This window comes from Microbulbifer echini (genome assembly GCF_041447225.1).
GTDB lineage: Bacteria > Pseudomonadota > Gammaproteobacteria > Pseudomonadales > Cellvibrionaceae > Microbulbifer > Microbulbifer echini.
In genome coordinates this window covers 64,303-76,335 of record NZ_JBGMEL010000006.1, presented here as the reverse complement: position 1 = coordinate 76,335, position 12,033 = coordinate 64,303, and the positions used below count along the sequence as shown (strand labels likewise).

General features: G+C 45.5%; 9 protein-coding genes. 7 read left to right on the top strand and 2 right to left on the bottom strand.

Annotation, left to right across the window (positions count from 1 at the left end; translation table 11 throughout):
* Positions 1 to 327: 327 nt before the first annotated feature.
* Positions 328 to 1,209 (bottom strand): glycosyltransferase, encoded by an 882-nt coding sequence (locus ACCI51_RS07630; RefSeq protein ID WP_371843181.1) that lies wholly within the window; start codon positions 1,207 to 1,209, stop codon positions 328 to 330.
* 786 nt (positions 1,210 to 1,995) lie between these two features.
* On the opposite strand from ACCI51_RS07630, the gene ACCI51_RS07625 reads away from it, so the two are divergent.
* From ACCI51_RS07625 to ACCI51_RS07605, 5 genes are all read left to right on the top strand, one after another.
* Positions 1,996 to 2,349, top strand: coding sequence for a DUF1428 domain-containing protein (locus ACCI51_RS07625; RefSeq protein ID WP_299588501.1), 354 nt, complete (start codon positions 1,996 to 1,998; stop codon positions 2,347 to 2,349).
* Positions 2,350 to 2,590: 241 nt separating this feature from the next.
* Positions 2,591 to 3,394, top strand: coding sequence for a matrixin family metalloprotease (locus tag ACCI51_RS07620; RefSeq protein WP_371843180.1), 804 nt, complete (start codon positions 2,591 to 2,593; stop codon positions 3,392 to 3,394).
* 388 nt (positions 3,395 to 3,782) lie between these two features.
* Positions 3,783 to 3,989 carry a hypothetical protein gene (locus ACCI51_RS07615; RefSeq protein ID WP_371843179.1) on the top strand — a complete coding sequence of 69 codons (207 nt, stop codon included), beginning with the start codon at positions 3,783 to 3,785 and terminating at the stop codon, positions 3,987 to 3,989.
* 268 nt (positions 3,990 to 4,257) lie between these two features.
* Positions 4,258 to 5,577, top strand: coding sequence for a hypothetical protein (locus ACCI51_RS07610; protein ID WP_371843178.1), 1,320 nt, complete (start codon positions 4,258 to 4,260; stop codon positions 5,575 to 5,577).
* Between the two features lie 158 nt (positions 5,578 to 5,735).
* Entirely contained in the window at positions 5,736 to 6,509 is a 774-nt protein-coding gene (locus ACCI51_RS07605) for a penicillin-binding transpeptidase domain-containing protein (protein ID WP_299588514.1), read from the top strand.
* 117 nt (positions 6,510 to 6,626) lie between these two features.
* Here ACCI51_RS07605 and ACCI51_RS07600 read toward each other — a convergent pair whose 3' ends face one another.
* Positions 6,627 to 8,516 carry a potassium transporter Kup gene (locus tag ACCI51_RS07600; RefSeq protein ID WP_371843177.1) on the bottom strand — a complete coding sequence of 630 codons (1,890 nt, stop codon included), beginning with the start codon at positions 8,514 to 8,516 and terminating at the stop codon, positions 6,627 to 6,629.
* Positions 8,517 to 9,040: 524 nt separating this feature from the next.
* Here ACCI51_RS07600 and ACCI51_RS07595 point away from each other — a divergent pair.
* Both ACCI51_RS07595 and ACCI51_RS07590 read left to right on the top strand, forming a co-directional pair.
* Positions 9,041 to 10,681 (top strand): acetolactate synthase large subunit, encoded by a 1,641-nt coding sequence (locus tag ACCI51_RS07595; RefSeq protein ID WP_371843176.1) that lies wholly within the window; start codon positions 9,041 to 9,043, stop codon positions 10,679 to 10,681.
* Positions 10,682 to 10,905: 224 nt separating this feature from the next.
* Positions 10,906 to 11,556, top strand: coding sequence for an MOSC domain-containing protein (locus ACCI51_RS07590; RefSeq protein ID WP_371843175.1), 651 nt, complete (start codon positions 10,906 to 10,908; stop codon positions 11,554 to 11,556).
* Positions 11,557 to 12,033 lie beyond the last annotated feature (477 nt).

Here is a 12,033-nt window from a genome sequence, read left to right as displayed (position 1 = left end):
CGCCAATATAGTCTTTCCTTTTAAAATCATAGGATTCAAAAATTCCCTATGGAAGATGGGGCAACATATTGTTGCCTCTTTTTCTTTATATGTATTTTAGCAATGTATAGACAATATTAGAGGCGCCCTCGTCAGCAAAAATATCGAATAATTGGGGCCAGAGTGATATTTTGATATTTAACTTTTTCTCTTATAGAACCATGTTGTGAGGTGGTGAGGTGGTGAGGTGGTGAGGTGGTGAGGTGGTGAGTGGGAGGAAGAGGGCGGAAATCTATTGTCATTACTTAGGTTCTAAATTCATCATTATAGATTTAGCACGCTCGCCCACTATTTCGGTAGTGATTGGAACTCTGAAAGTCCAAAGCGCTTGAATTCGCGAAGGCTAAATTCATAATATCCAGGTATCTTTTTACAGATGTATTTGTAGTTGGGGTTGTTAATTTTCTCAATTCTATTTTTTATTTCACTAGCGGAGGTGTCTGAGCATACTTTATCTTGGTGATAGACAGCGGCCTCTTTTAGAAAGACGGGTTCGACTCCAAGGGTGTGTATTACTCTGTAAGCTAAATCAATATCATCATACCCCCACGTGCCATCATATTGTTCGTCAAATAGTCCCGCGTTTATAATATCTTGTTTTTTAAATACCATATTGCAACCATAAAAATGCCCCCAAGGTTGCTCAGTATTTGGTAGAAGTTCTATTTTGCCAAGACGTCGATCTCTAATAAGTCCATAATTTGACGGGCTTTTTATACGAGGGCAATTACTAAGGTGTGAGTTTGAGGTGTCTATTTTTGTGATATCAACATCCTTGCTGTGAATAAACTCTCTTAATCCGGCCATGCAGATATACTCTCCTTTGTTGCTTATTGTTGTACTGATCTGCATAAGGTAGCTGGGGGAGGGGATGCAGTCGCTATCTGTAAATATGCACCAATTGTTTTTTGCAATCCTTACGCCGAGGTTTCGTGCGGAATTGAGGGCAAATGGATTGGCTAATACAGGCCTAAAAACCAAGGTTATATTTACTTTATTTTTGTATTCATTGTAACATGAAATAATGTTTGGGTCGCTTGAGTTATTGTCGATTAATATTACTTCATAACTTTCTTTAGGGGTGGTTTGAGTGGAGTAACCTTGTAGTACATTTCGTAAGAGATCGGCGTTGTTGTAGCAGGGGATGATAATACTGAATCGGATATTCATGTGCTGAATACTCCTGCCTCCAATCAAAAGAATACCTTAAAAGCAAAGGTGGCTCTTTGGCTTGAATCTGAAATACAGATTTTCTGATTATATTTTGCGAATTTGTATTTCATGATTTGCTCCTGACGCTCACCCTATTATCTGAGGGTGCCGTTAAGTATAGCATTTTCGCACTCAATTGTTCCGTGGGTTTGAGCCCAAATTTTAGAGGTAAGGATCGTGCTAAAAAGCCTGCATTCAACTCTGAAGTGCATCACCCTTTAGACTGCTGCGATAGCCGAATACTCTCCCAATATCTGCCTGGGCGTTTTGAACTCGACATTTTTTTGGGCGATTATTTAAACGCTCAATAGCCGTTTCGACCTTGTTATGACTCACAGGCTTAAAATCCGTATTTTTCGGAAAGTACTGGCGTAGTAAAGCATTAGTCTTCTCGTTCAGGCCTCTCTTTCATGAGGTATACGTATGTTTGGAAAACCCTCTATCGAAGATGGGGTGATTTTCTATTATATCTGTGCTTTATATGTTTTAACCATGTATTGATGTTATTAGAGGCGACCCCTCAACAAAAACTCTTGTAAATTACAAAGACTTTGGATCGGCGATGGGCTCAAGATGAATAGCTTTTGATTTTGTACTCTTTATTGGGTGCCGGGGAAATAAAGGGTTATTATAGACGCGGGTTGCTGTGTGCTTAGTCGGTAGCCTGTTAATCTCATAACGGCAGTATGATGTGGAGTGAATGGTCATTTCTCTATTCAACGTTAACTATTAGAGGACTTTCAAATGTCTTACGCAGATGGTTTCGTGGCAGCAGTACCTACAGAAAATAAAGAAAGCTATCTTGAGCATGCAAAAGTGGCTGCAGAAGTGTTTAAGGAGCAGGGTGCCCTGAAGGTGGTAGAAACATGGGGGGATGAGGTGCCGAGTGGTGAAGTAACCTCATTTCCCATGGCTGTGAAGTGTGCAGAGAATGAAACAGTTGTATTCTCGTGGGTGGTTTGGCCCTCTAAAAAGATTCGTGATACTGGATGGCAAGCGCTTATGGATGACCCAAGAATGCACTCAGACCAAAATCCGATGCCGTTTGACGGCAAACGACTCATTTATGGTGGGTTTAATATCATTCTTGATGAGTAAGCTGTAAGTACAAGGTTACCCCGAAGTTAGCCTATATATGGTGCAGGTTACACCCACGCAAACTAAGGTGTAACCGTGTACGTAATACATATCGGAATCCTTGGCGATCAAGTGGATTTGTTTGTGTGGAACTATCGCTGCGTCTATAGATTACTCTGTATTGCAGTAGTTAGATTTGTATGCCTTTCATAAATATCGATCGCTGCTCTAGTGTTGTCTTAGTGAGTCTGGGTGGAATACCATGTCGTCAGTAGATAAGGTTTCTTTAAAAGAAAAATTTGAATTAAGGTTTAGGTCAAAAAAAGAATGCGATTCCTGTGGCGCGCCAATAGTTCACAGATATGGCCATGATAAAATATGTGTCACTGATAAGGTTGGATATCCTACCTTAAGGAATAGGTCTCCACTGGATTTAGTGTTACATAGCGGCGAAGGCTATATCCCTTTATGGGAGAAAGGCACGACCCTGAGGTGGAAATTTGATGAGGGATCTCTGAGATATTTTAAAAAATCGGATGAGATAAAAGACTATATTCGTGTTCTGCTAGGGAAGGCTTTATTGAAATGGGGCGATGCTACCCCGGTGAAGTTCAACGAGAATCCAAATGTTTGGGATTTTAAAATTAGGCTAGAGCCGGTTGAGCAGTGTAGCGCAACTGGTTGCACTTTGGCGCGCGCCTTCTTCCCAAGCCCAGGGCGCAATGAGTTGGTGCTTTTTCCTACAATGTTTGAACAAAGTAGGAAGGAGCAAGTCGATACAATGGTTCATGAATTGGGCCATATCTTTGGCCTTAGGCATTTTTTTGCAGATGTGAAAGAAAAGACTTGGCCCAGTGTGATTTATGGTGAGCATAAGCCTTTTTCAATTATGAACTATGGAGAAAAGAGTGGCCTGACAAAGTCTGATAAAAATGATTTGAAAAACTTGTATGATTTGGCATGGTCTGGGGAGTTGGTTGAAATTGATGGGGCGTATATTAAGTTTGTAAAGCCATATCATGAAACAATCCTTCTTGAGTCAGTTTTCTTTGAGCGTTCAATTTGATAAATGGCTTCCTTAATGTTTGGCGGTTATTTGCTAAGAGAATTTCCCATGGCTGTGTTGGTTGTTGGTTGTTGGTTGTTGGTTGATGGTTGATGGTTGATGCTAAAATCCTTAATCCTTAATCCTTAATCCTTAATCCTTAAGTTTCTTGTCAAAGTAACTTTGGACGTCATTTGGCGCAGTATTGGTTGAGGCACTATTTTTTCTTGGTAAAAGTATCCTGTAAGAGCGTGTGACCTTAAAAACGTGCAGTCCTGCATATATTTACCTTTAGAATACCGTCGTGTTAATTCAGCGCCTGGGGCAGCTTTGGCTGGATTAGCACTTCCTATGTGCCAAACACCCATACCCTCTGAAGTTGCAGAGGTAATTAATAAGGAAATGAAATATGGAAATTGAAGTCACTTCTAATGAAGGTTCTTTAGATCCTGCCGATCCCACTACTGAGCCAAGCAGTGGGAAGTACTCGCCTGAAAATCCGCCCAAAGGATGGACCTACGTTAATTATAAAAATGTGGAAGGTGGTGGTTTTCGCTGTCCGAATTGTAATGCAGTTGAAGATGGAGCAGATGTCGACGGGCACGGTTGCAATTGATTGAAAGAACATTCGGGTAATCTGTTGCCCGAATGTTTTTATTGTTAGAAACCAGAAAAAACAAACAAGCTCCTGCCTGAATCATTTTATCTCTAATCCCCTTCTTATCGAATTCGCTCATTCGTGCTTATGGGTTTGCGTTTTTCTGTGTTACATGATCCTATTTCCCAGCTACTAAAAGATTGATTCTGGGTTGGGTGGTCACTTGATCGCCTATGGCCATTAGTAGTTTAAATCACAAATAAATTTCACTATAAGGGAAGTGATTTTGAATAAGATAATAATAGCGATACTTTTGGTAGTTTTTAGCTTGAAGGTGTTTGCATCCGGTCTCAGTGTGGAACAAGCTAGAGAGTCTCTGGGCACTATCAAAGAGTTAACCCCATGGCCCTGGGAAGAGCCTGTTACTCCAATACTGGATGAGTATTTGTCGGCTGATTTTGATCAGTATCAGGGCTGGGCGAAATCGATGTATATGGTAGATGAGCTAAAAATGCATAAGTGGGGGCAGTCAATTACCGAGTTTATTGTGCTCGCCGAACTTTTGTATACTTTCCAGCCGGAGGATTATCAGGTTGAGAACAAGCACGCTTTTGAGGCTGCCATTACTCAGTTGGATCTATTTAGGCTGGAACTTAATGACTTCTTATTCCCCTATGTACCGGGTTATAACCTTAAACAACATAACCTGGTTCGGCACTTCGATGGGGAGGGCATCGTCATTGCGGTGTTCGATTTGTTCGACCCTGCACGTTTAGAGGAACAGCGTGCCCAGCACGCCAATATTGAAGCTGAAGTGCAGTTTGGGGACCCGATCACCTTTCTCCATGGCAATACCGTGATTGATATTATTCTCGACATTGCACCCAAGGCCACTATTGTACCAGTAAGTACCGAGAGTAAAACGTACAATGAAGCCATGGTCTATATGCGCAATCGCGATGATATCAGCGTTATTAATATGAGCCGGGCCTTTCATATCACGAATGATCAGCTCGATCCAGAGTTTGCAGAGCACCTTTCACACATCCTACAAAGCAAAATTTTTACCAAATCGATTGGAAATACAGGTACTGACCTAGACGGGGAGAACAGCGATGTGCGAAAACGTCTGGGGCTTCCCCCTTTGGGCAGTTTCTTTACCTACGACCTTGCTCTGATTAAAGCGTTTTTAGCCCAAAATCAAAGCGTGCCAGGTAGTCAAAATCTGATGTTCGCAATCAATTTACAACCTTTTTCTGACCAGGTTTCTCTAACCGCGACAGTTCCTGGGTATAACGAGCTGGCGATCAAACGCAGCTTTGCCATCTCAGGGGACGCCGTTTTCTCAGCGTCCAGCCATAATTTTGAATCCGGCAGCTCTTTTGCCGCACCGCAATTGGCGGCTATCAGTGCACTGTTACTGAATGCGGCCGATTACTATGGTTACTCTGAAGCGGAAGCGGTGCCGACCGTCGTACAGTCGCTGCAGAAAACAGCAAGGCACTCTCACCTGGGGAGTAATAATACCGGGCTGGGCTTTGTGGATGCCCATAAGGCACTGATAAATTTGAAGCGACTGAGCGATGGGCCTATCAAGGCCCACTAGCGAGTCTTGACTCATACTGCGGCTCTAGGGTGTAGTGGCACATTGAATTTGGCCGCAGTATGAATTGAAGTCGAAGGCAAGTAAGAATGCACGTGGCCCCTTTAAGGTTGCTATTCTGAGTTCTCAATCCTCCTATCAACGCCTCTGGAAACGCTAACTTGAAAGTAATTGTCTTGATCGCACTGTTGATTAGCCGCTTGACTTGGGCATCAGAAAATATCGAATGCGCTAAATCATGTACCTTTGTTCTGAAAAAGCACAAAGATGCAAACTATACCGTCATCAATGAAAGTCGGGCTGATGTCAGGCTCACGCCCTTCTCAACATTCAAAGTTCCCAACACCTTGATCGCACTGGATACCGGTGAGGTAGGCAGCCTTGTGCAGGAATTGACCTATGATCATCTGAGGTATCCTGCACAGAGGTGGTGGCCCACTATTTGGTATGAAAAACCACTGCCCATTCGCGCAGCCTTTCAGAACTCTGCTGTGCCAATCTATCGACAATTGGCCTTCAATATTGGCACCAAGCGAATGCATCAGTATTTGGTTCAATTCGAATATGGCAACAGGGACATCTCTTCCGGCCTGGATAAGTTTTGGCTCAACGGTAGTTTAAAAATATCCGCCAGGGAGCAGGTAGACTTTTTGCAAAGGTTGTTTTCAGGTGCGCTTCCAGTCTCGGAAGAGTCTTTATCCTTATTTAAAGAGATTATGTTGGTTGAGGAAACAGATTCTTACCGCCTATATGCAAAGACCGGGGGAGGGCAGATTACGGATGGCTATGCCTTGGGTTGGTATGTTGGAGTAGTGGAAACAGGCAAGAATACTTACTATTTTGCGGTGAATATTGATGGCAAGACCTTTCGTGACGTGCAAACGAAGCGGATAAAATTTGCTCGACAGCAACTTTCACGGCTTGGGGTGATTTAGCTTTCTTAACAGAAAGGTTACCTGCTAGAATCTTAGCGCTTCCTGAGATTTGTCAAGGCGCTTAAACCTGATAACACCGCGGATAGGGTACCTTTAAAAACCCCTTTTATTCGTCCCTCATATTCTGATTTTTTCTCCCATCACAATGACTCGACTTACGGGTATTCGATAATACTCGACGGCACTGCTGGCATTACGGAACATGGCGGCAAATAGACGTTCGCGCCAAAGGAACATGCGGCTATCCTCCTGTTTTGTGGCCACAATAGTTTGCCTGGTCAGAAAATAAGAGGCCCTGTTTGGATCAATATCCAGCTCGTGTTTAAGATGTAATCGTTTTAGGACCTTCCAGATATCGGGCTGTTCCATATAGCCATAGCGCAGTAACAGGTACAAACCGTTCCCCCTGATTTTGCTGAGAATATACCGGTTACCGGGCATGACTCGCGGAGCGTTGACAAAAGATACGGTAATGAATAGCAAATTTTCGTGTAGTACCTTGTTGTGCTTTAGGTTGTAGATCAGGGCATGGGGGGCATACAACTGCCTGGATGTGAGGAATACTGCGGTTCCAGGAACCCGAGTAGGATTTTTTTTAAGGAGCGCGGTTAGATAAGGTTCCAGTTTGAATTCCTGTCGCTGAAGCTGTAAAGCGAGAGCTTCCTTGCCGTCCCTCCAGGTGAACATCAATAGACAGGCGATAGCACCCAACCCCAGAGGAAACCAGCCGCCGTGACTAATTTTTAGCAGGCTTGAGGAGAAAAAGGATAAATCAATGCAAATAAAGAAGATCGCGATGGTAATACAAAGCAGCAGGTTGTATTTCAGCTGTACGCGGTAAACCACAGCGGCGAGGCAGGTGCTTAACAACATAGCACCGCTCACCGACACACCATAGGCACTGGCCAGATTAGTGGAAGAACCAAAGCCAACTACTGCGCCAATCACCAGGAACATTAACAGCCGGTTAACTCCCGGCATAAATATCTGCCCCTCTAAATGCGCTGAAGTGTGCTGAAGAGACAGGCGCGGTAGAAAACCCAGCTGCATGGCCTGCTTGGCAAGAGAAAAACTGCCGGTAATACAGGCCTGGGAGGCAATCACCGTAGCCATAGTAGCCAATACAATAACCGGATAAAGCCCCCAGCTGGGAAACATACGATAGAAGGGGTTGTCCACCGCACTGGGATCACTGATCAGCAGTGCCCCCTGTCCCATATAGTTCAGAAAAAGCGCCGGAAATACCAGCCCCAGCCAGGCCATTCTGATTGGGGTGCGACCGAAATGCCCCATATCGGTGTAGAGTGCCTCAGCGCCAGTAAACACCAGCAAAACGGCACCGAGTACCATAAAAGAGCCCAGGCCGTGATTTGTTAGGAAATTGACAGCATGGATTGGGTAGATGGCCTGGAGAACTTGGGGGTTACTTACAATGCTGGAAACCCCAATTGCCAATAGGGTGAGAAACCATAAGGTGGTCACGGGTCCAAACAGCACCCCCACGGTGGATGTACCGTAACGCTGGACAAAAAACAGGCCGATTAGCACTCCAATTGCAATAGGTATAACCAGGGCTTTATGGCTCTTATCGCCCACTTCAAGACCTTCCACGGCCGATAGTACAGAAATTGCGGGAGTGAGAACCGCGTCCCCAAAGAAAAGCGCCGTGCCGCAGATGCCCGCGGTTAAGACAAACCCACGTAAGTACTTGCGCCCTGCGGTGGCGTTCATGGCCAATGTCATTAGGGCCATAATCCCACCTTCACTGCGATTATCCAGGCGCATTATCAGCGTAATGTACTTGATGGTGACTATGACGGTTAGGGCCCAGAAGATAGCCGAAATGCCCCCCAGAATATTGGTTTCTGTTAGGGGGATACCGTGCCGGGAGTGAAAAATTAACTTCACCGCGTACAGCGGGCTGGTGCCGATATCGCCAAAGACCACGCCGAGCGCGGCCAGAGACAGCAACCAGTTTCCCTTGCGCCTCTTCTCTGTGCTTTTCATAAGTCCATCTTTAGTGTTTGAGCTGAAAAGCGGGAGCGGCCCCACAAATTTTACGACAGATAGTCGGTACCAGTTGAGTGAGCAGAATAGAGGGGAGAGGCTGCCCTACGGCCGACGCTATTTCGTCCATTTGTCGGCACGAATTTTTCATAGGGGCAGCCTTCCTGATGAGGTTCTCGTGGTGAGATATTAGCAAGTCGCACTTGCCGACGAGCTTAGTTTTAATCGGCGCAGCCCTTGCAAGTGGTCGAGTTGTTTCTGCTGCCACAAGGTCCAACCTGCGTAGCTTTCATTAACTCTCAGGCAAAGCTTTATACGGGGATGTTCGATAATTGAAGCTGATGGGCACTGGAGGCGTCATCCTGTGCTACAACTCAGAGGGGTTTTATTCCTATGTGTGCTGAATGATGTCAAAGCTCAAATGATGTGGTGATGGGTTGTAACGGCATACTAAATTTACCCACTAACCAACATACCTTGGAGCTAGCCAGCCTTGATAGCTCACAACGACGAGAGACGCTCCTATGAAAGCATCCGACCTATTTGTGCGCGCCCTGGAAGCCGAGGGGGTTGAGTATATTTTTGGGATTCCTGGCGAGGAAAACCTGGATTTATTGGAATCCCTTCGAGGCTCCAAAATCCAGCTGGTTCTTACCCGCCACGAACAGGCGGCGGGCTTTATGGCGGCAACGTATGGTCGCCTCACCGGTCGATCTGGTGTTTGTTTGGCAACCCTGGGGCCTGGCGCCACCAACCTTGTCACTGCAGCGGCCTATTCGCAGTTGGGCGGTATGCCGATGGTGCTGGTTACTGGGCAGAAGCCGATCAAAAGTTCTAAGCAGGGACAATTTCAGATTATCGATATTGTCGACATGATGCGCCCGCTCACCAAGTTCACCAAGACGATTGTTGGTGGAGATTATGTGCCAGCACATGTGCGTGAGGCCTTTCGGCGCTCTGAAGAGGAGCGGCCCGGCGCTACGCACCTGGAGTTCCCTGAAGATATTGCCCGCGAGCACTCCACCATGCCAGTGCTGGAAATCAGCTATTCCCGCAGGCCGATTGCTGAGGAGAAGGCAATTCGCAAAGCGGCGGAAGCCATCACCGCTTCGCGCAAGCCTTTGTTGCTGATCGGTGCCGGTGCAAATAGAAAGCTGACCTCAAAAATGTTGAGAAAATTTGTTGAAAAGTTGGGAATTCCGGCGATTACAACACAGATGGGTAAAGGGGTGATTGATGAGTCCGGCCTCCACTTTATCGGCAATACGGCTCTATCTGATGGCGACTTTATCCATCGCGCCATAGAGCAGGCGGACTTGATTATTAACGTGGGGCACGATGTGGTGGAAAAGCCCCCGTTCTTTATGCGTCCCGGTGGGCCTGAAGTGGTGCATATCAACTTCAACACCGCTCAAGTGGACCCGGTTTATTTCCCCCAGATTGAAGTGATTGGCGATATTGCAAACAGCCTGTGGCAGCTGCAGGAGCACCTGGAGCCCCAGGAGCACTGGAGTTTTAGCGATGCCCATCGCATTCGCGCGGCGCTACTGAAACATATCGAAGAGGGCTCAAGCGCGGATACTTTTCCTATACGGCCTCAGCGCTTAGTAAAGGATGTGCGGGAAGTGATGCCAGACAAAGGTGTTATTGCCCTGGACAACGGTATGTTTAAGATCTGGTTTGCGCGCAACTATCCGGCTCACTACCCGAACACAGTCCTGCTGGACAACGCGCTTGCCACTATGGGGGCTGGGTTGCCATCGGCTATGGCGGCCAAACTGGTCTGCCCGGATCGCCGGGTGGTGGCGATCTGTGGAGACGGGGGGTTTATGATGAACTCTCAGGAAATAGAAACGGCTGTGCGATTAAAGATGGACTTGATTGTATTGATTTTGCGCGATGATGCTTACGGCATGATCAAGTGGAAGCAATCTATGATGGAGTTTAATAATTTCGGCCTTGATTTTACCAATCCCGATTTTGTCGCCTATGCAAAGTCCTATGGCGCCGACGGCCATCGTATAGAAGCCACCGATGAATTGAAGCCTATGATAGAAAAGTGCTGTAAAGCGGGTGGGGTGCATCTGATTGATGTGCCTGTGGATTACAGCCATAACGACCGTATCCTCAATCATGAGATCCGGGACCTATCCAGCAAGTTGTAATGCGCTAGGGTAGGCTTGTTGGCCCTTTGCGAATAGCCCTTATTCTTCGGAAAAGCGGTGGCTGTTAACCGCTACCTCCCTTATTTGAGGGGCGTTTAGCCCCTCTATCTATTGACTCCAGAGCCTCCATGGCCTTTAAGTGAAGTCGGGTTTCAAGTTGCCGGGGACTATGGTAGAAGAGATTATCTTTCAGGTCATAAAAGTGGACGATAAGAAAGCAAGTTATGAAAATTGTTTCTGTCAATGTATCCAAGAAAAAGGTTGTTGAATATAAAGGTGAACCAGTTTCCACTGGCATCTTTAAGAAACCGGTGAAGGGCAGGGTCTTTGTTGGTAAGGGTAACCTGGAAGGCGACGAGCAGGCTGATCTGAAGCATCATGGCGGAATCGATATGGCCGTTTATGTATTTGCTAGTGATCACTATGCGTATTGGCAAAAAATTTTGGAGAAAAAGCACTTACCGTACGGAGCCTTTGGAGAAAATTTGACGGTTGCGGGACTTACCGAAGAAGAAACCTTTATCGGTGACCGATTCCGCGTAGGCGACTGTCTTCTAGAGGTAAGTCAGCCCAGAATTCCATGCTTTAAGCTCAATATGGTTTTACAGAGCGATAAAGCCGTTAAACTATTCAAAGATTACTGTAATACCGGGGTGTATTTTAGGGTGCTGGAAGAGGGCTATATTGCGGAGGATAGGGAGCTTGTAAAAGTTCATGAGATGTCGGGCTCTATCAGCATCCAATCCATGTTTAGGGCCCTATTTGATAAAGAGTATAAGGATAGCAAGCCGGTCCTTGAAATAGCCTGTCAATTACAGCCCTTATCGCAGGAGTGGCGAGAAAAAGCAGAAAAGCGCCTAAAGCGAATCGCTTGATTCAGTACTTAAGCGTTCAGTATATTTTATCCATTGACTACTTTAAAAAGGTGCTTCGCAAAATTGAACTTTCATCAATTTATAACCTGAACCGCATTATTTGGTACCGGTTGGCACCCTAGAAGTAATTTCTAGAGGTGCCCTTAAATCGGTTGTCACTTCGCTTCACCGTTACGGCCAATATTGTTGGTTTTTCAATCCCTCTATACTTATTTCATGAGCTCAATTCTGATTTATCTTTGCACTGTAAAATTTCAAGTTTCCATGTTTGAGGTAGTTGTTACCAATTTATTTCTGAGTGTGGCTAATTAGGCTTGGAGTATGGCCAAGTGGGTCGTGAATAATTCTTTAATGGTCTTCCCACAATAATAAGAACGGTGTAAGTTTTTCTGCGTTGATTTAAAAACCAAATAGAGAGCTATTACTGTGAAACTGTACAGGGCATTTCTAGGGGGTATCGCTGTAATATTAAGTTCG

Coding starts and splice junctions, on each gene's coding strand:
- ACCI51_RS07625 (WP_299588501.1), top strand. CDS start 1,996: ATGTCTTACGCAGATGGTTTCGTGGCAGCAGTACCTACAGAAAATAAA.
- ACCI51_RS07600 (WP_371843177.1), bottom strand. CDS start 8,516: ATGAAAAGCACAGAGAAGAGGCGCAAGGGAAACTGGTTGCTGTCTCTG.
- ACCI51_RS07590 (WP_371843175.1), top strand. CDS start 10,906: ATGAAAATTGTTTCTGTCAATGTATCCAAGAAAAAGGTTGTTGAATAT.
- ACCI51_RS07620 (WP_371843180.1), top strand. CDS start 2,591: ATGTCGTCAGTAGATAAGGTTTCTTTAAAAGAAAAATTTGAATTAAGG.
- ACCI51_RS07595 (WP_371843176.1), top strand. CDS start 9,041: ATGAAAGCATCCGACCTATTTGTGCGCGCCCTGGAAGCCGAGGGGGTT.
- ACCI51_RS07615 (WP_371843179.1), top strand. CDS start 3,783: ATGGAAATTGAAGTCACTTCTAATGAAGGTTCTTTAGATCCTGCCGAT.
- ACCI51_RS07630 (WP_371843181.1), bottom strand. CDS start 1,209: ATGAATATCCGATTCAGTATTATCATCCCCTGCTACAACAACGCCGAT.